Source organism: Acinetobacter sp. ANC 3781 (assembly GCF_004331285.1).
GTDB lineage: Bacteria > Pseudomonadota > Gammaproteobacteria > Pseudomonadales > Moraxellaceae > Acinetobacter.
Map to the genome: position 1 here is coordinate 57,609 of NZ_SJOH01000010.1, position 21,451 is coordinate 79,059.

Here is a 21,451-nt window from a genome sequence, read left to right on the forward strand (position 1 = left end):
GTGCTTCGTTTTAAAGCAGTGCTTAAAACTCACTCAGGAGAGGGAACCCCTTCTCTTACACCATTCATGGCTCAGGAAGAAGGCGGGGATGAAGGCTTAAACTTAGAATGAACGAACATCAACAAAGTGACCTGCAATTGCAGCAGCAGCTGCCATAGCTGGACTCACCAAATGGGTACGACCGCCATTACCCTGACGACCTTCGAAGTTACGGTTAGAGGTTGAGGCACAATGCTCACCCGGTTGCAATTTATCGGCATTCATCGCCAAACACATTGAACAACCTGGTTCACGCCACTCAAAGCCAGCTTCCAAGAATACTTGATCCAAGCCTTCAGCTTCAGCTTGCTGTTTCACCAAACCGGAACCTGGAACCACCATCGCCTGTTTAATTGAACCGGCAACTTTCCGTCCTTTAATCACTTCAGCAGCAGCACGAATATCTTCAATACGAGAATTGGTACACGAACCAATAAATACGCGGTCTAACTGAATATCTGCCAATGCCTGACCCTCATTCAAACCCATATATTGATAAGCACGTGTCCAGTCATTGCGTTGTACGTCATCTTTGGCCTGTTCTAAAGTCGGTACAGACTCTGAAACAGGAATTACCATCTCAGGAGAAGTTCCCCAAGAAACTTGCGGTTCAATCTCTTCGCCTTTTAACACGACTACAGTGTCAAAGTATGCGCCTTCATCCGAATGCAAAGTATTCCAGTATTCAACTGCTTGATCCCAGTCTTGACCTTTTGGTGCATAGTTACGACCTTTGACATATTCAATCGTTTTGTCATCGACAGCCACCATACCGACACGTGCACCGGCTTCAATCGCCATGTTACACACGGTCATACGACCTTCAATCGACATATCACGGAACACTTGACCACCGAATTCAATCGCATGACCTGTACCGCCAGCAGTACCAATTTTACCAATGATCGCTAACACCACATCTTTTGAAGTGACACCTTGACCTAATTTTCCGTCAACACGCACCAACATGTTCTTCATTTTCTTTTGAACCAAGCATTGGGTTGCCAATACATGTTCAACTTCTGAAGTGCCAATCCCGTGTGCCAAACAACCAAATGCACCATGCGTTGCCGTATGTGAGTCACCACACACCACAGTCATACCCGGCAAAGTCAAACCTTGTTCAGGGCCGACCACATGCGCGATCCCTTGGCGAATATCATTGATTTTAAATTCAACGATATTGAAAACCTCACAGTTATCATCCAAAGTTTGTACCTGAATACGTGAAGTTTCATCTTCAATACCGGCAATCCCCTGATCACGTTCAGCTTTTGAGGTCGGTACGTTATGGTCTGGAGTTGCAACATTGGCACTTAAACGCCAAGGTTTACGACCTGCAAGCTGTAAACCCTCAAAAGCTTGTGGCGACGTGACTTCATGTAATAAATGACGATCAATATAAAGTAAGGCTGAACCATCATCTCGTTGTTTTACTAAATGGTCATCCCACAATTTGTCATACAAAGTCTTTGCTTTTTGGGTATTGCCTGCCATGTCGACGCGCTCCATAGAACTGGGTAATGCTTTCATTAACTTCGATTATAACCACGTATTCGCATAAATCTAATTTATCATTTTTATTAGTTTGAAAACTTTTTGGAATTAGTTTTTAGTCGATACAATCCGATATATTTACTCAATTATCTGCTCAATTTTTTCGACCAACCTGCTATTTCTACATCATTTTTGAACAGCCCCATATTCAGGATGGCTCTATAGAACGTTTAGATTTTAATAAGACAACTGAATCTGTGCTGCTCACGCAACCCTTATTTACCCAAATTTACTTAGTCCCAAAAATATTGAACTCTTGAGACTCAGCTTTTTAACTAGAAGAGTTCGGTTTGTCTGCTGCTAGTTGCTCAATGGCCCTGATTAATTCTGCTTTCGCAATATTACACTCAGCAGCGGCTCTGTTTTCATCACCTTCATCATCTGCAATCTCGTAGACACCCATCCGCTTTTCGACCGCTTCTTCGAAAATATCGAGTAAGAATTTAATATGTTTAATGTCCATAATTTACATCCTTTTAGTCGCACATCAGTAGTTGATACTGTTTATTTATTTTTGTGATTGACTCACCTTAAAATTCATAAAACCGATTAAAAAATTCAAAATATTCGCTTTTACAAATCAAATAAGACTGATTATCATTTAGTCATATCCCGAGTAAAGATTGAGGACTTATCCCATGGCTCAGATTCAAAAATTCGTTGATAACAACCAACGCATGTTTAAGAAAACTTTTAGCTATTACATTATGCACATCACTATTGCCATGTTGGTGGGCTATTTCGTGACAGGAAGTATCTGGATGGCTTTAACCCTAAGCTTGCTTGAACCAACCATTCAGGCCTTTGCCTTCTTTTTCCATGAAAAAATTTGGGAAGCTAAACCTTCAAAAAATAACGAACAGCAGGAATATGGACAGCTCAACGCAGGTTAAACCCTATAAATCTTGGGTATGGGTGTTCTCTTCTTGATCAAAATCACTTCAATTATAGGGGGGATTTTTTTATGGCCAAGACTTAAATTCACATCTTTATACATTTTTATGTATAGATTTTTTATGATTTGATTCACTTTTAATATAAAAATATTTTATAATTATTTAAATATTTCATAACCAGACTACCCTTATGAATCTTGCCGCCTTTGAAGCGTTTGTTAAAGTCATGGAAACCGGCTCTATTTCTATGGCTGCCGATCTGTTGTTTATTACCCAGCCGGCTGTTACCAAACGTATTCATAGTTTAGAAGAATATTTTGGTGTGAAACTTTTTGAATCTGCGGGTCGTGGTGTTCAAGCCACCCATGCCGCACATTCCTTACTACCAAAAGTGAAAAACTGGTTAAATGAACTGGGCGATATTCACCACACTCTCAGTCATGAACAAGGACAAGTTCAGGGCAAACTCAAAATTGGCACCAGTCATCACATTGGCTTGCATCATTTACCCAGTCACCTGCGTAATTATGTGCAAGAATTTCCAAATGTGACTTTGGATGTGCATTTTGTTGACTCTGAACAGGCGCATGAAAAAGTGCTAGCCGGTGACCTGGAACTGGCATTTTTGACGCTTCCTCCTCAAGGCGATGCTCGTCTCAGTTATGTCACCATCTGGGATGATCCTCTGGTTTTTGTGGCAGCACCTTTTCACCCCTTAGCCAATCAGAAAGATTTACAACTGCAAGATCTGATTCAATATCCGAGCCTATTGCCGGCGGCCCAAACCTATACCACGCAAATCACCGTGGCAGAGTTTGAAAAGCAAGGCGTTAAACCGAAAATCACCATGAGTAACAATCCGCTTGAATCCATTCGGATGCTGGTTTCGATTGGACTGGGCTGGTCGGTATTGCCCAAGACGCTGGTTAATCATGATTTAAAACAACTGGATATTAACCTGCAGATGAACCGTCAATTGGGCATGGTCTGGCATCCTGGACGCACCCAGTCACGTGCAGTACAGGAACTGGTTGCCATGATGCAACAATCGATTTAAATCTAAATTGCTCTTGCTGCATCTAAACTGATGCAGCATTTTGTTACCTAAATCCTGAGAACAGACAGCTTGCTTTCGAGTACTTTTAGACAGAGCACATCAAGAATGTAGTTTCAAATCTAAAAAAAGAACTCAACGGAGTATGGCCATATGTTGATGGATTCATTATCTGTAACCTCCAAGAAAAACCTAGCTTTAAGCTCACAGCGCAAGCCCGGTCTCTGGCAAACTGCCCATGTCTCCCTACTGCCTACCCCGAATTTAAATTTTCCAGACGAAGCGACTGCACGACGTACATTGCGTGAATATTTCCTGAATACTTTTGATACCTATGAGCTGTTGTTTGAATGCCTGAAAGATCAGGAAGCTTATTCCCTTAGACCCATTAATTTACGACATCCACTGATTTTCTATTTTGGTCATACAGCAACTTTTTTTATCAACAAGCTGCTGTTAAGCAAACTGATGAGTGAACGTGTAAATCCGCAGCTAGAAAGTATTTTTGCGGTGGGTGTCGATGAAATGAGTTGGGATGACTTGAATGATGCCCATTATGAGTGGCCAAGCCTAGAACAGGTTTGTACTTATCGGCATCGGGTTCGTTCAGAGGTGCTAAATGTGATTGAACATGCGCCGTTGAGCTTGCCCATCAACTGGCAGAATCCATGGTGGTCCATCATCATGAGTATTGAACATGAACGGATTCATCTTGAAACCTCATCAGTACTGATTCGTCAGCAGCAGCTGGAGCATGTGCAAAATCATCCCCAATGGCGTGCCAATATCATCACAGGTATTGCGCCAGAAAACACCCTAATTGCCGTTCCCGAAGGGCAAGTTAGCTTGAACAAGCGTTTAGACAGCTGCTTTTATGGCTGGGACAATGAATATGGCCAGCACCAAGCTGAAGTACCCCGTTTTGCAGCCTCGCAATATCTGGTGTCCAATCAGGAGTTCTTAAGTTTTGTTGAAGATAATGGCTATTCAACTGACAACTACTGGACCGAAGAAGGACTGGCCTGGTTACAGTTTACCCAAGTCAAACATCCCAGTTTTTGGCTTAAAACTGCTTCAGGCTGGTCACTCCGAATTATGCTGGAAGAAATTCCAATGCCCTGGGATTGGCCAGTAGAAGTCAACTACCATGAGGCCAAAGCTTTTTGCAACTGGAAGGCACAGCAAACCGGTCAAAGTATTCGCTTGCCTACCGAAGATGAATGGTACCGTTTATATGATGTTGCCGGTTTAGAAGCTGAGCTGCCCAGTCCTGACCATGCCAATATTGAACTGAAATATGGGGCACAGCCCTATCCGGTCGACTATTTTCAACAAGGGGATTTTTTCGATATTCAGGGCAATGTCTGGCAATGGACTGAAACCCCGATTTATGCCTTTGAAGGTTTTCAGGTGCATGCCATTTATGATGACTTCAGTACACCCACTTTTGATGAACGACATAATTTGATCAAAGGCGGCTCCTGGATTTCTGCCGGCAATGAGGCTTTGCATAGTGCACGTTATGCCTTTCGGCGGCATTTCTTCCAGCATGCTGGGTTCCGCTATGTTTCTACAGCACAAGAATTGAAACAGTTCCACTCCCAGTATGAAACTGACCAGCTGATTTCTCAGTATTTAGAATTTCAGTACGGTGCCGAATATTTTAATGTTCCCAATTTTGCCAAAAGCCTGGTTGAGCTTGCCCAACCTCATTTCAAGCATCTTGCAACCCATAAAGCCTTGGATATCGGCTGCGCTACGGGGCGTGCCAGCTTTGAACTGGCACGCTATTTTGATCAGGTCAACGGACTGGATTTTTCCGCGCGCTTTATTCAGCAAGCGGTACAGTTGGCGCAAGGTGAAACGTTACGTTATACCCTTCCAGTCGAAGGCGAACTGCTCGACTATAAAGCCTGCAACTTAAAAGAACTGGGGTTGGATGCCTATGCCAATCGTGTAGATTTTTTTCAAGCCGATGCCTGCAACTTGAAAGCGCATTTTAGCGGCTATGATTTTATTCTTGCAGCGAATCTGATTGATCGCCTGCATCATCCAAAAGATTTTTTAGCCGAGATTCACACCCGATTAACTCTGGGCGGAATTTTAATGCTGAGCTCACCTTATACTTGGTTAGAGGAACATACAGCACATAGTGAATGGCTGGGTGGCTTTAAAAAAGACGGGGAAAACTTGAACACGCTAGATGGGATTACTGAGCTGTTACAAGAGCATTTTGAAATGCTGGCTGACCCTCAGGAGGTTGCCTTTGTCATTCGTGAAACCGCACGTAAATATCAACATACTTTATCGCAAGTAACGCTATGGAAACGGGTAAAATAATCCTTTCAAGCTTAAAAAGCCAATCATTTGATTGGCTTTGATCTTTACTTCATAACTGAGTCTTCATGCAGTGATTCGTTCAGCTGATCGACAATAATGGCCCAAGAACCATCTGACTTAATTTTTTCCGATAAAAACTGGCGTTGGGATTCTGTCCAATAACTCGCTTCGCTAATTTTAATATGAGCGCTGAGTTGATGTGTGGCAATGAACTGCGCAATGGCTTCATCACTTGATTCGAGTCCAAGTTGCTCAAAAAGATTGGTCATTCTTGGTGTTACAGTAATCATTCTCCCCCTCCACTGATTATTAATTAATCGCATCAGCATAGCATCATTCAAAAACTTTAAAAGCATCCTGGATGATTTAAAAATGTATAACCTGGCGGCAGGTTTTAAAAAAAAACCTGACTCATCTTTCAATCAGTCAGGTCTTAAGCATTTATTTAAAAAAGATTTAAAATTTTACTAAATAGACCAGTCCTGAATTTCCCAGTTTTGTTGTTTGGCTAAAACCGCTAAACGGTCATCTGGGTTAACCGCAATCGCATGGTCGGCATGTTCCAGCAAAAAACGGTCATTGATGGAGTCCGAATACGCCCAAGATTCTTCCACATTGCGTCCTGAAAGCCACTGTTCTAAACGGATCAATTTACCTTTTTGGTAACAGGCAGTATTGATGACTTTACCGGTATATTTCCCGTCAATGACTTCTGCATTGGTAGCAATAATTTCAGTAATGCCAAACTCATGAAAAATCGGTGCAGTAATAAAATCAGAAGTTGCAGTAATGCCGACCAGCTCATGTCCGGCATCGCGATGTTTTTGAATGGCAGCAAAACCTGCTGGACGCATTTGTGGACGAATCACTTTTTTCATGAATAATTCATGTAATTCAGTCAAATACTCATTTTCATGCTGGGTTAAAAATTCAAATACAAATTCGTTATAGGCAATCGGGTCAAGTTGACCTGCTTTATAGTCTTCATAAAACTTGTCATTCATTCGACGATGTCGGATTGGATCGACTAAACCTTCGTTAACTAAAAACTCACCCCATGAATAATCTGAATCGGTATTTAGGAGGGTATGGTCGAGGTCAAATAAAGCCAATTTCATGAAAATACTCGTAAAAACTGCAATTTAAGAAAAAAATTGTAAATCTATCTCCGCTAGTCGATAGAAATTCGTTAAGATCATAGCAATTTTTAACATTTAAGCTGTGCTTTTTTTCGAGATGGATATAGAAATAACAATCCCCGGAGAAAAAGCCATACATTATAGAAGATTTAGGTAGCCAAATGATCGACTCAGAAGGTTTCCGACCGAATGTCGGGATCATTTTGGCAAACGACGTTGGACAAGTTTTATGGGCAAAACGCATTGGACACAATGCTTGGCAATTTCCACAAGGAGGTATCCAGTATGGAGAAACCCCTGAACAGGCACTTTATCGAGAGCTGAGAGAAGAAATTGGTTTATTGCCCGAACATGTTCAAGTTATAGCGCAGACAAAAGGCTGGCTGCGTTATCGTTTGCCACAACGGTATATACGCTCGGATTCAGACCCCGTGTGTATTGGCCAAAAACAAAAGTGGTTTTTACTCAAACTCACAGCATCCGTAAAAAACATTCAGCTGGATTTGTCTGATCCACCCGAATTTGACCAATGGCAATGGGTAAGTTACTGGTATCCATTAGGACAGGTCGTGAATTTTAAACGCGATGTATACCGAAAAGCGATGGTGGAACTGTGTAACCAGTTACCGTCTATATAAGCATAAAAAAATCGTATGAAAATGCAGATTTTTTAGTAGCATATTGTTATAAATAAAACGAATTTAGACTTTTTTGGAGCAGATTTTATGTCGAATATGCAACTGGACACCTTAAGACGTATTGTACAAGAAATCAATGCGTCCACCAGTTTGCATGAATCGCTCGACATTATGGTCAATCAGGTGGCAAATGCCATGCACGTTGATGTCTGCTCTATTTATTTGCTGGACGAACGTAACCAGCGCTACTTGCTGATGGCCTCTAAAGGTTTAAAAGCAGAAGCTGTAGGACACGTTTCACTGCATACCGGTGAAGGCTTGGTCGGTCTGGTCGGGCAACGTGAAGAAATCGTCAATTTAGACAATGCACCCAAACATGAACGCTTTTTATATCTGCCGGAAACAGGTGAAGAGATTTATAACTCTTTTCTTGGCGTTCCAGTGATGTACCGTCGTAAGGTGATGGGTGTACTGGTCGTTCAAAATAAAGAATCTCAAGACTTTAGTGAAGCAGCAGAATCTTTTCTGGTGACCTTATGTGCACAGCTTTCTGGAGTGATTGCTCATGCACATGCGGTCGGAAATATTGATGTCTTTCGCAAACCCAACAGCTTGCCGGCTTATAAAACCTTCCAAGGTGTATCGGGTTCAGGTGGCATTGCCCTAGGGCGTGCAGTCATCCTGTATCCCCCTGCCGATTTAGCATCTGTTCCTGATCGTGAAGCCGATGACATTAGCGAAGAGCTGCAATTGCTTGATCATGCCATCAGTTCAGTGCGTCAGGAAATTCAATCGCTTGATGACAAAATGCAAGATGCATTGATGGCAGAAGAACGCGCACTATTTAGTGTGTTCTTGCGTATGCTGGATGAAAATGCCCTGCCTGCCGAAATTAAGGCTGAAATTCGAGATGGTAATTGGGCACAAGGCGCGGTTCGTATCGTGATTGATACCCATATTGCCCTGTTTTCTCAAATGGAAGATGACTATTTGCGCGAACGTGTTTCAGATCTTAAAGATCTTGGACGGCGCATTTTAGCGTTCTTGCAAGAAGCTGATGCCAGTCATCGGGAATTAACGGATGAAAGCATTCTGATTGGTGAGGAAATTTCCACTGCGGCGCTGGTTGAATTGCCGGTAGATAAAATTGCCGCCATTGTTACCACTGAAGGTGCGATGAATTCGCACATGGTGATTGTAGCGCGTGCACTTGGCATTCCAACCGTAGTGGGTGTAACTGAACTGCCGGTTAACACACTTGATGATGTCGAGATGATTGTCGATGCACATCAAGGCCGGGTCTTTATCAACCCGCCGCGGCGCTTGCGTACCCGCTATAAAGAAATTCAAAAAGAAGAAGAGCAAATTGCCAAAGATTTAAAGCAATATGAAACCAAAGATGCCATTACCCCTGATGGCGTTTCGGTTAAACTCTTCGTCAATACCGGTCTAATGATTGATGTGGTTCGGGGTGTGCAACGTGGGGCCAAAGGAGTCGGTTTATATCGCTCTGAAATTCCATTTATGCTACGTGACCGCTTTCCCGGTGAAGAAGAACAGCGCGCCATTTACCGTCAGCAGCTGAGTCACTTTGCCAATAAACCGGTGGTGATGCGGACTTTAGATATCGGTGCAGATAAGGATCTGCCTTATTTCTCCATTGAAGAAGAGAATTCGGCACTTGGCTGGCGTGGTATTCGCTTTACACTGGATCATCCGGAAATTTTCTCATCGCAAATTCGTGCCATGCTTAAGGCCAGTATCGGCTTAAACAACCTGCACATTTTGTTGCCGATGGTGACCAGCGTCAGCGAAGTTGAAGAAGCTTTATATTTGCTAGAGCGCGACTGGACAGCGGTTCAGGAAGAAGAGCAGGTTAAAATCACCAAGCCGAAAATAGGCATTATGGTCGAAGTACCCAGCGTACTTTTACAAATTGAAGAATTTTCAGAATTAGTCGATTTCTTCTCGGTGGGTTCAAATGACTTAACCCAATATTTACTGGCGGTTGACCGTAATAATCCACGTGTTGCTAACGTCTATTCACATTTCCACCCTGCAGTCTTACGTGCTTTAACACGTTTGGTTAAAGAGTGTCATAAGTACGATAAACCGGTCAGCATTTGTGGCGAGATGGCCGGTGATCCATTGGCTGCCGTGTTATTGATGGCGATGGGCTTCAATACCCTGTCGATGAGTTCGAGTAATATTCTGCGGGTACGTAAAGCGATTTGTCATGTTCCGATGACCGAGGCACTGCAACAACTGGAACATGTCTTGAAAATGGATAACCCATTGATCGTAAAAAGCTGGATGGAGTATTACTTTAAGACCCATGGTCTGGCGGATATGGTGAAATCTGCAACACGCATTGTCGGCGCTTAAAACAGCTTTATAGAATAGCAACTACCGGGAAAGAAAAAGGGAGATAGTCATTTGAGTATCTCCCTTTTTTGTGCTTGTCGTAGCCACGTTTTGCATTTTTCTTTCGATCTACAAACACTTGGCTTTTGTTGACCTCATGCATGTGTTTTGCCACAAAGTTGTGAATCACAACCTCTGGCAGAGCTTTTTTCTTTGCCATTTTACTCACCTGTTTTCATTCACCATCCGCAGTGGATAGCAAAGTGATATTACGCTTTTTTGTACAGAATTCAAGCGGTTTTTCTGGTGAAATCAATTCTATATAAAAAGTATTTATTTCAACAACTTAATCTTACATCTTCAGTCTTTATATAAACCCCTTATTACAATGCCTGTCTATTGATAAAATACAGGGCTAAATAGCCCAGAAAAAGCAGCCAAATTAAAATGATCACGCCTTCCACCCAGCGATTGACAGGCCGTTCCGCCAATAGCGAAGCACGCATTCTACAACCGTCTATAATTTCTTTTGGTGTAAGCTTAATCACCAATAACAGCCCCAAGGGCACAATAATAATATCATCCAGATATCCCAGCACTGGAATAAAATCAGGAATTAAATCAATGGGCGATAGCGCATATGCCGCAGTAATCAGTGCCAATATTTTGATCCAGACAGGTGTTCGCTCACCTTTAGCCACCAGCCAGACGACCACAATATCTTTTTTAAGTGTTTTGGCCCACTGTTTAATTTGGTGATACATACAGGTCGCGATCATCAAAACTTTCTAGACCATATTAAATAAGTTTTCTTAAATAAATATAAATTTTCCAGTTTCAACCTTATGTTTGTGGAAGCGTTAGCCAAGTAGAATTGAGAAAAAATAGAAGACATCTGATTAATTTATAATTGTATCTTCCATTCAAAATGAAAATTCTCCCTTCTGTTAGCAGATGAGCACTCTCAAAATATATTTTAAATGCGCAAGGGAGAGGTTTTAACATTTAATAATTTAATTCGCCCTCTCTTGCGAAATGTATTTCTTATCCTGAAAGCAGAAACTGCTTTTATCCTGAAAATATCAGTTAACATGAGCTAAGGCCCGCTCCAACAAGCGATCTACCTCCACCTGCTTCGCTTCCAGCATACCCACCACGCGGCCATAAAACTGACTATAACGGCTTTGAATAAAAGCATTTGCCACATAATCAGGCGAATAGCGTTTTAACAAGACTGCTTGAGCTAAAATTACCAAACGACTGACCAGACTACGCCCCATAAACTGCAAGTCCTCTGCGGATTGATGAAATAATTTGAACAAAGCCTGTAATTCATGATTCAGCCTTTCATCTTGCGTGGCAATGGATGCCAGATCTTTAAAGAGTAGTTCAATAGATTCAGGTTCACGCCCAATCGCACGCAGTACATCGAGGCACATCACATTGCCCGAACCTTCCCAAATGGTATTCACCGGTGCTTCTTTAAAAATACGCGCCATAATGCCGTTGTCGACATAGCCATTACCGCCAAAGACTTCCATCATTTCACCAGTTAACTCGACTGCCCGCTTGCAAATCCAGAACTTGGAGGCAGGTGTCATGATTCTTTTCCACGCCAGAGACAGAGCATCATCAGATTCATAACAATTTGCCAGATGAAAACTTAAGTGCAATGCTGCTTCAGTTTCCAAGGCTAAATCTGCCAGTACAGCACGCATTAAAGGCTGTTCGGCCAAATGCTTGCCAAAGGCTTTACGTTGGCGGGTATAGGCGACGCATTGTACCAATGCTTGGCGCAGCATCGCCGTACTGCCAACTGAACAGGTCAGGCGGGTGTAATTCGCCATTTCAATAATGGTGGGAATGCCACGTCCTGCTTCCCCCATCATGATGCCCCAAGCATCTTTGAATTCAACTTCCGAACTGGAGTTGCTGCGGTTGCCGACTTTTTCTTTTAAGCGTTGCACATGAATATTGTTCTTACTGCCATCCTCTAGCCAACGCGGGACAAAGAAACAGGCCAAGCCATCCTGCTCGGTTTTTGCCACCACCAGATGCGCATCACACATCGGAGCCGAGAAAAACCATTTATGCCCAGTCAGCAAGTAAGCCTTGCCACGACCTGACTCAGCCACAGGCATGGCAAAAGTTTCATTGGCACGTACGTCTGAGCCGCCCTGCTTTTCGGTCATGCCCATACCCAACCAGATCGATTTTTTCTGGGCAATCGGCAAGTCACGTTCATCATATTCAGTAGATAGCAGTTTCTCGCCAACCTTGGCCCACAGTTCAGGTTCACGCTGAATTAATGCAATGCTGCCCAACGTCATCGATGTGGGGCACAAACTGCCGCATTCCACCTGCCCGCTTAAGTAAAAACGCGCTGCCCATTCCACCCATTTGGAAGACAATTTTGTATGAATAAATGGATAAGCATGGCTATCGAACTTGCGATTTAGTTCCATCCATTTGTGCCAAGCAGGATGAAACTCAATGCAGTCTTTACGGCGGCCGCGAGCATCGAAGGCATGCAAAATGGGCGTGTGTCTATTGGCTAAATCGGCATATTGATAATATTCAGACGAGCCTACGACTTTGCCCATCTCAGATAATCTTGTCTGATCCTGACTGCCATAACGGAACAGGATTTCCTGCAAGACCTGATCGGTTTCAAACAGATTGTAGTCTTGCAGTTCGTCAAACTGGTTGCTGATCTGATGGGTCATCCATGAATTCATTGTGTATACTTCCTGCTTGTTGTTCTAGGCTTTTCATTCCAGTATAAAGAAAAAATAGCCACAGGATGTTCGGCTTTACTGGATCAAAATTTTTATGAAAAATCCCGAGATTCAAGTACGGCGCAAGCCACGCCAGTCCAGAGCCAAGCTGACTCAGGAAGCCTTGCAGGACAGTTTTGTTCGGCTTTTGCATGAACGTTCGGCGAATAAAATTCCCATTCGAGAAGTCACTGATCTTGCAGGCGTGGGTTTAGGCACGTTTTATGAGTATTTTTCCAAAAAGGAAGATTTGATTGCGCTGACCATTTACAGACATGTGAAAAACAATGCCGAGGACTTAAAAACTTATGCACACAGTCTGATCAAGTTATCCCCAAATCTGGTTCTAGATAATTATTTAAAGCTAGTGATTCATTATCAGCTTGAGCAGATTCAGGCTCAGCAGTTCTTATGGGCGCAGACGTTTTTGCTGGAACGGCAGATTTCCAATATTGAGAGTTATCGCAAGAGTTATGAAATGATGCTACAGATGTGGCAAAGCATTCTTGCGCCATTTATTCAGGATACTGAGCAACTCAAACGGATGAGTTTAAATGTGCAACGGATCTGTTATGGCTTTGTGTCACAGACGTTGCTAGTGGAGCCTGAATTTGGCCAGTGGAAAATACTGGAAAGGGATATTTTTCATAATTTAAACAACTTGATTTTTAATAAAAATCTCCTTTTTTGAAGTTAAAGATCCGTTTGGAATGGGAAACACATACAAAATTAGCTCATAAAAAACCAACTTGTTTCAGAATTGGCCTTTTACTGTTTTTCAGGTTTTCTATTTTAATATAACCAATTGATATTAAATTATTATTGCAACCGTGTTTCGTTTAAGCAACCTTATGTTAAATGGGTAGAGATTTAATTAATTTAGTAATGTTATTTAATAAAGATTCAAAGCTACACTACAATTTTCTCACTTTAATAAAATAGATATTTGATAATGAAATTCACTAAAAAAATATTATTACCACTCACTTTATCTCTATTTATGAATCCTACATTTGCTAATACAGATAATTTTCAACAGCTTCAAAAAATAGCTCAGCAAGGGCATGCAGGTGCACAACATGATCTTGGGATGATGTATGCTTATGGTGAGGGTATAGCTAAAAATGATGTCAAAGCTTTTGAATGGTATAGCAAAGCAGCCAATCAAGGATATGCACTTTCACAACATAACCTTGGGGTAAGGTATGAAAAAGGTCAGGGCGTAACTAAAAGTGATGTCAAAGCTTTTGAATGGTATAGCAAGGCAGCGGTTCAAGGAGAGGCATTTGCGCAATATAATCTTGGTAGGATGTATGACAATGGTCAGGGCGTAACCAAAAGTTATGCCAAAGCTTTTGAGTGGTATAGCAAGGCAGCACTTCAAGGGCTTGCATCTGCACAACATAACCTTGGTTTAATGTATGTCTATGGGCAGGGTGTAAGTCAAAATTATACCAAAGCCTTTGAATGGTTTAGTAAGGCAGCAGCTCAAGAACATGCAGGTGCGCAATATGATCTTGGATCAATGTATGCAAATGGTCATGGAATAGCACAAAGTACAGCACTATCAAATAAATGGTATTTAAAGGCGGCTAATAATGGTAATGCAATGGCACAATTCAATATTGGGAAGAAATATTTAAATGGTGATAATGGATTACTAAAGAATCGAGGACAAGCACTGAATTGGCTAAAAAAAGCATCAAATAATGGACATACTGAAGCTAAGTTAATGCTTGTTAGACTTCAATGATTATTAAGTATTTTTGAAATTACCATAATACACCTTATACGAAATGCAATATAAGTTAAATGATATCAATCCCTTGAAATCTGTAAAAAAGCCTGAGGGGCTAAAAATTCAGGTTTTGCATGAAATTTTAACGTTTCATTAAAAAAACCGCCTTTTCGAGCGGTTTTTTACTTCTCAATGCAAATTATTTCTTCACATCAAAACGGTCTGCATTCATTACTTTGGTCCAAGCGGCAACAAAGTCTTTCACGAATTTTTCTTTATTATCATCTTGTGCATAGACTTCTGCATATGAACGAAGAATCGAGTTGGAACCAAACACTAGGTCCACACGTGTTGCAGTCCATTTCGGTACACCGGTTGCACGGTCTACAATCTGGTAGCGGTTCTTGCCCACTGGTTTCCAGTTGTACTTCATGTCGGTCAAGTTCACAAAGAAGTCATTGCTTAATACGCCTTCCCGGTCTGTGAACACACCTTCTTTCGCGCCATCGTAGTTAGTACCAAGCACACGCATACCGCCAACAAGTACCGTCATTTCAGGTGCAGTTAAGCCCAATAACTGAGCGCGGTCTAACAGCATTTCCTCAGGCTGTACCACATAATCGTCTTTCAACCAGTTACGGAAACCGTCTGCTTTAGGCTCGAAATCTTCAAATGAATATGCATCGGTTTGTTCTTCCGTTGCATCCCCCCTGCCTGGTGTAAATGGAACCTTGATGTCCACACCCGCAGCCTGAGCCGCCTTTTCCACCGCAGCTGTACCACCAAGTACAATCAAGTCGGCAATGCTGACTTTCTTCTCAAGACCTGCCTGAATTTCTCCAAATTTCGCCAGCACCTTAACCAGACGTTCAGGTTCATTACCTACCCAGTCTTTTTGCGGCGCCAAGCGGATACGCGCACCGTTTGCACCACCGCGGTAATCTGAACCACGGAAAGTACGCGCGCTGTCCCATGCGGTATTGATCAACTCGGCAGACGTTAAACCGCTGTTTAACAGTTTCGCTTTAAGTTCATCAATTTCTGCTTCGGACAAAACGTAGTTCACAGATGGAATCGGATCTTGCCAGATTAAATCCTCAACGGGCACATCCGCACCGAGGTAACGCGATTTTGGCCCCATGTCACGGTGAGTCAACTTGTACCATGCACGCGCAAACACTTCCGAGAAGTACGCAGGATCTTGATAGAAGCGCTCTGAAATTTTACGATATTCAGGGTCAATTTTCAGTGCCATATCGGCATCTGTCATCATCAGGTTACGGCGAATATTCGGGTTGTGTGCATCAACAGGTTTGTCTTCCTCTTTGATGTTGATCGGTTCCCACTGTTTCGCGCCTGCCGGGCTGATGGTTTTTTCCCACTCGTAGGTGAACAATAAATAAAAGAATTCGTTGTCCCATTGGGTTGGATGGGTAGTCCAGGCACCTTCCAGACCACTGACCATAGTATTGGCACCATTACCGGTACCTTCAGGGTTATGCCAGCCTAGACCCTGGAATTCAACATCTGCACCTTCAACGTCTTTACCCAGCAATTCAGCTTTACCGTTACCGTGCGCTTTACCAATGGTGTGACCACCCGCAGTCAATGCAACAGTTTCCTCGTCATTCATGCCCATACGGTCGAATGTCACACGCATATCCTGTGCAGTACGCAGCGGATCCTGCACACCATCCACACCTTCAGGGTTCACATAGATCAGGCCCATTTGCACTGCAGCAAGTGGATTTTCCAGTGATTTACGGTCTTGGTCATTGTCATAACGGTTTTCAGTCGGTGCTAGCCATTCACGCTCCTCACCCCAGTAAATGTCTTTTTCAGGATGCCAGACATCTTGACGTCCTCCGCCGAAACCGAAGGTTTTCAGACCCGCTTCTGCATAGGCAACTGTACCTGCAAGGACAATCAAATCACCCCATGAAATTTTATTACCATATTTACGTTTAACAGGCCAAAGTAGACGACGGCCTTTATCGGTGTTGACATTATCTGGCCAGCTGTTCAATGGTGCAAAACGCTGGTTACCGGTATTGGCACCACCGCGACCGTCCTGCTTACGGTAAGAACCCGCCAAGTGCCATGCGGTACGTACGAACATGCCAATATAGCTGCCGTAGTCTGATGGCCACCAGTCTTGGCTGCTGTTGATGAGTTCACGTAGGTCTTGTTTGACTGCTTCTAAATCCAGGGAATTAAATGCCTTGGCATAATCAAAGTCAGGATCCATCGGATTGGTTTTTTTATCATGCTGGGAAAGAATATTGAGATTAAGTGCATTCGGCCACCAGTCTGAGTTCTGAGTTCCGCTGGAACTTGTATGGCCGCCGGCTTTACGAAATGGGCAACCTGAAGTTTGTTGATCTTGTGACATGTTTGAACTCCCAAAAATACGTTCAAATGATTATTGTGAGGAACCGTTTAAAAAATTTAATTCATAATCAAAATAGCTGTTTTCTATGACAATATAAAGCAAGTTATATGAATGGGAACGATCGAAAAAGCCTATTCAAGATCAGCTTAAAAATAGGATTAATATATTTTTAAATAATGAAATAAAAATTTAAAACAACATGTTCACTGCATGAAAAAAGAAGCATGATCTGATTTTTTGACAATATTTCTTATCAAGAATAATTTGCTATAGTGGCGTTATAACAAGCAAGAATAAATCAAGTCATGAAACATCACATTGCCGCAATGATTCAAAAACATGACATTATCTTATTTGATGCCGTCTGTGTGATCTGTAATGGCTGGGCAAATTTTTTGATCACGCATGATCAAAACTCGAAATTCAAACTGGCTTCCGCCCAATCTGCGTTGGGTGAACAGATTCTGCAATATTACGGCATGTCCACCACGCACTATACCACCATGGTAGTGATCCTGAATGGACAGCTCTATACCGAATCGACAGCTTTACTCAAAGTCATGCAGCATTTAGGGCTACCTTTCTCGCTAATGAATGCAGGCTATCTCATTCCTCGCCCAATCCGGGATTTTCTCTACCGGCGTGTCGCACTCAACCGTTATAGGCTCTTTGGTCAAACCCATGATTGCCTGATTCCGTCTGCTGAAAACAAGCAGCATTTTTTGGAACATTCCATTCGTGAATCATAAGCTTCAATTAGAAAGATCACTGTAACTTATTCAGATCACGCTTGCTGTACTTTGGATTTATCAGGGGTGGATACCCAAAATACTGTTTCAGTCTGCTGCGGAAATCGCCATTTGGCAGACCATGGGCTTCGAACAAGAGTTGGCAAGAATCTGTGTTGCCCTATCAGGCCTGATCGAGATTATGTTTGGCTGTACTTTTCTGCTTTGGCAAAAAACGGTCTTCATCCATCAGCTTAATATTCTGGGCTTGAGTGGTTTATTACTGCTGATTATGCTCACAGATCCTTTACAACTCACCACTGCATTTAATCCCGTGGTGATGAATATTGCCATGATCACCCTTTCAATGCTTGCCATTCAACTTTTCAAGCTTAACCAACAGCAAGCTTAAACAAAATCAGACCACCAAACGCCGTCCTTCACGAATACAGACAAAAGGATTCATCAGCTTTGAGCTGTTCTTCATTGCCACTTTTAAATCGATTTCCGGTTGTTCACGACTTTCATCAGTCAGTTGAAAGGTTCGATAATGAATCGCCAGCGAACATTTTGAATGTAAATCCTGATGCGCCTGAAAAGCTTCCTGCGGATTCATATGCATATAGCTCATCAGCTCACGTGGCTCATAGGCACCTATTGGTAACAATGAAATACGCGGTGCCCCCAAACGGTTTTGAATTTCCTTAAAATGCGGTGAATAACCGGTATCGCCGGCAAAGAAACAATGATCCTTTCCAGCAAACACTGAAAAACCGCCCCAAAGCGCCCGGTTGTGATCGCGTAAGCCTCGACCTGAAAAATGCTGCGCCGGGGTATAGATAATTTTTAAATCATGCAATAAAGACGATTGCCACCATTCCATTTCCAGCACATGAAAATTTTTCGGTAAATACCATGAATTGCCCAATCCGGTATAAATCGGCATGGCAAATTTATCATGCAACCATTCCAGACTGGCTAAATCCATATGATCATAATGATTATGACTGAGCAGCACCGCATGAATGGTCGGTAATTCTTCTAAAGCAATTCCCGCAGGAATGACCCGCTTTGGACCTTTACCCTGCTTCGGACTGACATGTTCACACCATACCGGATCGGTGAGCAAGTTATACGGACCAATCTGTAACAGTACGGTGGCATGTCCCACAAACCACACTTGCCAATCATCCATGCTGGCCTCTGGACGATCTTGAGGAAGTGCCCGTTTAGTCGCATGGAATTCTGCATATTCTTTATCAATATCCACATTCCAGGTCGATGACTTACGGGTTAACAGCCATTTAAACAAATCTGCACGGCCATGCCCTTCTGGACGTGGTAGTGCATTGAAGAATCTTTCACCATCATAATGATTCGAATGCATAAATTGAAATGAAGGCTGACGCCAGGTATGTGACCAACATTCTTTAGTCGGGAGTCGAAAGTGTAATTGCTCAGGCATTTGCTTCATGTACATTCAATTTCTTAGTGTGACTTAAACATTCAAAATCCGATATTTTGAATATTACGCCATATATATCACGTTTTTATTCCAAACGTCCTTTCATACGTTCCAACCACACCTTTTTAGTTTGTGGTTTAATAAACAATGCCACAATTTCAGGATGAATCTGTTTGATTTTCGCTTCAATTCTGTTGACGCAGGCTTCGATGTCATCAGAACTCAAGTTGTCTTCAAACTCAAGACTTAAAGATGCCAGAACTTGATGGGCCCCCATCTGTTCAGTCAGTACGCCATTGGCAGAAAGTACAGCGTGGTCTTCCTGCGCAATCATCAAGATATTATTGCGCAATTGTGGATCTGCGGATTCCCCCAATAAGAGACCCTTGGTTTCCCGCGCCAGTAAAATAGCAGAGATGGCCAATACAACACCAATTAAGATTGATGCTACACCATCTAACTCCGGGATATTTAAGGCATGGGCCAGATAAATTCCGATCAAGGCAATAAACAGACCACATAACGCGGCGGTATCTTCAAACAGAACGGTAAAGGTGGTCGGATCTTTACTACGGCGAAAAGCTTCAAAATAACCTTGCTGGCCTTTAATCTTCCGAAAGGCTTTTAAAGCCACAAACCAGGATATCCCTTCACATACAATCGCAATCGTTAAAACAATATAATTTAAGGTAGGATTCAGCATTTCTTCGGGATGGCGCACATGCTGAATCCCCTGATAGATTGACACAACTGCACCTAAAGCAAATACCATCAAGGCAACAATAAACGCCCAGAAATACAGTTCACGTCCATAACCAAAGGGATGCCTGACATTGGCCGGTTGTTGCGATTTTTTCATGCCATAGAGCAATAAAATTTCATTCAGGGTATCGACGACCGAGTGAATGGCTTCACTCAGCATGGCCGAACTATTGGTAATATAGGCCGCGACAAACTTGACCAAAGCAATTGCCAGATTGCCCAATAAGGCAGCATAGACCACGACTTTATTCGAATCAGACATGCAAATTGGTCCTAAATTTATTGTTCTCAAATAGATTGATTTGATTTTTCTGTTTATCCAAGTTCATATTAACCAAACTACACGGATAAATTCTTTACGTTTTGTTGTTGTATGCCTTAGAGCACTCACTGATTTTAGAAATTGCCAGTAACTTTAAACTACATAACCGCCCGAAACGAAAATTGAAACGAATCCGTTTTCGATTTTGCATCTCAAATCAATGACAAAAAGGCGGCTTAAACTTCGTTTTATACTTCCTGAGATGAATTCAAATTTTAGAAAAATACTGCTCGCGCCATTCTTTCCAGAAATACATCACAATCCCGAACATCACCACTGCAATACCGACAAAAGCATTTGGGCTGATATGCTCGTGATTTAAGGTTGCTCCCAATACCAGAGCAATGAGGGGCGTCATCACGTTACTCAGCGATACAGTTGAAGCCGCCAAACGGCGAATCAGCCAGAAGTAACACAGCATTGCCACAATGGATGACATGATCATGGTAAAGACAAAACCAATCATGGTGTGCATACCCGGCATTTGAGTCGGCATGTGCTGCCAGATAAAGGGCAATAAGCACAACGAGCCTAGCGCTGAAATAATCAGTGAACCTGTGGCTTGTGACATTGGACTTAAAGGCGCATTAAGCTGTTTGACCCAGAAGATCGAACTGATATAAGACACGATACTGATCAGCATCAATACCACACCAATCGGGTTAATTTTACTATCGGCGGAATCGGCAAAAACAAAACTTAAACCAGCGACGGCAATCGCCATCCCCAACCACTGTAGCCAGATCAATTTGTGGGTTTTTAGAATCACATGCCCAATCAGACCGGCAATTAACGGTGAGAAACCGAAAATCAATGCCATTAATCCTGAAGTTAAATAATTTGCGGCCAAGTAAATAAACAGCTGCGCACCAATTAAATTTAAGCTCCCTGCCAGATAGCTTTTCATTGAAGTCTGGTCAAATGGCAAGGGATCACGCATTAGCTTCAATAGAAAAAGCGCAATGATGGATGCGCCGAAGTAACGAATGATCAGCACCCACATCGGGTGAATCTCGGCCACACTCCAAACAATCGCCAAAGGCGTTGCTGCCCAGATCAGGACCAGTAAAGCGTAAATACTTGCCGTGACCGGCAATGAAGATTTCATATCATTCTCAAATCTGATTGTTGTAAATAGTAAACCTGAAATCTGTTATTCAGATCTGTAGAGAGTATCGTGACTGACGGCATGGGTGTCGCCCGATCGTTTCGGGTATATGGACATCTTGCGAGGTACACT

At 42.5% G+C, this 21,451-nt stretch carries 20 protein-coding genes; 9 read left to right on the forward strand and 11 right to left on the reverse strand.

The annotated features are described in order from the left end of the window. Nucleotides 1-102: 102 nt before the first annotated feature. Nucleotides 103-1,536 carry a 3-isopropylmalate dehydratase large subunit gene (leuC, locus tag E0H89_RS08920; RefSeq protein WP_131216287.1) on the reverse strand — a complete coding sequence of 478 codons (1,434 nt, stop codon included), beginning with the start codon at nt 1,534-1,536 and terminating at the stop codon, nt 103-105. Between the two features lie 331 nt (nt 1,537-1,867). After that, entirely contained in the window at nt 1,868-2,059 is a 192-nt protein-coding gene (locus E0H89_RS08925) for a hypothetical protein (protein WP_131216288.1), read from the reverse strand. 175 nt (nt 2,060-2,234) lie between these two features. Between E0H89_RS08925 and E0H89_RS08930 the strand changes: the two genes are divergently transcribed. From E0H89_RS08930 to ovoA, 3 genes are all read left to right on the forward strand, one after another. Continuing rightward, the gene (locus tag E0H89_RS08930; RefSeq protein ID WP_131216289.1) at nt 2,235-2,489 is read left to right on the forward strand and encodes a DUF2061 domain-containing protein; all 255 of its coding nucleotides are present in this window, start codon (nt 2,235-2,237) and stop codon (nt 2,487-2,489) included. A 193-nt stretch (nt 2,490-2,682) separates the two neighbouring features. Further along, a complete protein-coding gene (locus E0H89_RS08935) occupies nt 2,683-3,549 on the forward strand; it encodes a LysR family transcriptional regulator (RefSeq protein WP_131216290.1) in 867 nt (288 codons plus the stop codon). 150 nt (nt 3,550-3,699) lie between these two features. Further along, the gene (gene ovoA / locus E0H89_RS08940; RefSeq protein ID WP_131216291.1) at nt 3,700-5,886 is read left to right on the forward strand and encodes a 5-histidylcysteine sulfoxide synthase; all 2,187 of its coding nucleotides are present in this window, start codon (nt 3,700-3,702) and stop codon (nt 5,884-5,886) included. Nucleotides 5,887-5,930: 44 nt separating this feature from the next. On the opposite strand, the gene E0H89_RS08945 is transcribed toward ovoA, so the two are convergent. Further along, complete coding sequence (locus tag E0H89_RS08945; RefSeq protein WP_131216292.1) at nt 5,931-6,176, reverse strand: DUF2789 domain-containing protein; 246 nt, start codon at nt 6,174-6,176, stop codon at nt 5,931-5,933. Nucleotides 6,177-6,353: 177 nt separating this feature from the next. Next, the gene (locus E0H89_RS08950) at nt 6,354-7,004 is read right to left on the reverse strand and encodes an HAD family hydrolase (protein ID WP_131216293.1); all 651 of its coding nucleotides are present in this window, start codon (nt 7,002-7,004) and stop codon (nt 6,354-6,356) included. 182 nt (nt 7,005-7,186) lie between these two features. On the opposite strand from E0H89_RS08950, the gene E0H89_RS08955 reads away from it, so the two are divergent. Together E0H89_RS08955 and ptsP are read left to right on the forward strand one after the other, a co-directional pair. Beyond that, a complete protein-coding gene (locus E0H89_RS08955; protein WP_131216294.1) occupies nt 7,187-7,663 on the forward strand; it encodes an RNA pyrophosphohydrolase in 477 nt (158 codons plus the stop codon). Between the two features lie 87 nt (nt 7,664-7,750). Continuing rightward, nucleotides 7,751-10,048 carry a phosphoenolpyruvate--protein phosphotransferase gene (gene ptsP, locus E0H89_RS08960; RefSeq protein ID WP_131216295.1) on the forward strand — a complete coding sequence of 766 codons (2,298 nt, stop codon included), beginning with the start codon at nt 7,751-7,753 and terminating at the stop codon, nt 10,046-10,048. A gap of 7 nt (nt 10,049-10,055) precedes the next feature. Here ptsP and E0H89_RS08965 read toward each other — a convergent pair whose 3' ends face one another. The 3 genes from E0H89_RS08965 to E0H89_RS08975 all read right to left on the reverse strand — a co-directional run bounded on the left by E0H89_RS08965 (nt 10,056) and on the right by E0H89_RS08975 (nt 12,765). Continuing rightward, nucleotides 10,056-10,247, reverse strand: coding sequence for a DUF7230 family protein (locus tag E0H89_RS08965; protein ID WP_131216296.1), 192 nt, complete (start codon nt 10,245-10,247; stop codon nt 10,056-10,058). Nucleotides 10,248-10,410: 163 nt separating this feature from the next. Then, entirely contained in the window at nt 10,411-10,791 is a 381-nt protein-coding gene (locus tag E0H89_RS08970; protein WP_131216297.1) for a YkvA family protein, read from the reverse strand. Between the two features lie 318 nt (nt 10,792-11,109). After that, entirely contained in the window at nt 11,110-12,765 is a 1,656-nt protein-coding gene (locus E0H89_RS08975) for an acyl-CoA dehydrogenase family protein (protein WP_131216298.1), read from the reverse strand. A 94-nt stretch (nt 12,766-12,859) separates the two neighbouring features. Here E0H89_RS08975 and E0H89_RS08980 point away from each other — a divergent pair, with 94 nt between their 5' ends. Beyond that, complete coding sequence (locus tag E0H89_RS08980) at nt 12,860-13,495, forward strand: TetR/AcrR family transcriptional regulator (RefSeq protein ID WP_131216299.1); 636 nt, start codon at nt 12,860-12,862, stop codon at nt 13,493-13,495. A gap of 261 nt (nt 13,496-13,756) precedes the next feature. Next, on the forward strand, nt 13,757-14,557 hold the full coding sequence (locus E0H89_RS08985; protein WP_131216300.1) for an SEL1-like repeat protein: 801 nt from the start codon (nt 13,757-13,759) through the stop codon (nt 14,555-14,557). A 184-nt stretch (nt 14,558-14,741) separates the two neighbouring features. Here the strand turns inward: E0H89_RS08985 and katG are convergent, their stop codons facing one another. After that, nucleotides 14,742-16,934 carry a catalase/peroxidase HPI gene (katG, locus tag E0H89_RS08990; protein WP_131216301.1) on the reverse strand — a complete coding sequence of 731 codons (2,193 nt, stop codon included), beginning with the start codon at nt 16,932-16,934 and terminating at the stop codon, nt 14,742-14,744. Nucleotides 16,935-17,239: 305 nt separating this feature from the next. Here katG and E0H89_RS08995 point away from each other — a divergent pair, with 305 nt between their 5' ends. Further along, the gene (locus E0H89_RS08995; protein ID WP_131216302.1) at nt 17,240-17,683 is read left to right on the forward strand and encodes a thiol-disulfide oxidoreductase DCC family protein; all 444 of its coding nucleotides are present in this window, start codon (nt 17,240-17,242) and stop codon (nt 17,681-17,683) included. Nucleotides 17,684-17,711: 28 nt separating this feature from the next. After that, complete coding sequence (locus tag E0H89_RS09000; protein WP_131216303.1) at nt 17,712-18,074, forward strand: DoxX-like family protein; 363 nt, start codon at nt 17,712-17,714, stop codon at nt 18,072-18,074. Nucleotides 18,075-18,080: 6 nt separating this feature from the next. Here E0H89_RS09000 and E0H89_RS09005 read toward each other — a convergent pair whose 3' ends face one another. The 3 genes from E0H89_RS09005 to E0H89_RS09015 all read right to left on the reverse strand — a co-directional run bounded on the left by E0H89_RS09005 (nt 18,081) and on the right by E0H89_RS09015 (nt 21,319). Further along, nucleotides 18,081-19,136, reverse strand: coding sequence for an MBL fold metallo-hydrolase (locus tag E0H89_RS09005; RefSeq protein WP_131216304.1), 1,056 nt, complete (start codon nt 19,134-19,136; stop codon nt 18,081-18,083). Nucleotides 19,137-19,212: 76 nt separating this feature from the next. After that, complete coding sequence (locus E0H89_RS09010) at nt 19,213-20,151, reverse strand: cation diffusion facilitator family transporter (RefSeq protein ID WP_131216305.1); 939 nt, start codon at nt 20,149-20,151, stop codon at nt 19,213-19,215. 268 nt (nt 20,152-20,419) lie between these two features. Then, complete coding sequence (locus E0H89_RS09015) at nt 20,420-21,319, reverse strand: DMT family transporter (RefSeq protein WP_131216306.1); 900 nt, start codon at nt 21,317-21,319, stop codon at nt 20,420-20,422. Nucleotides 21,320-21,451 lie beyond the last annotated feature (132 nt).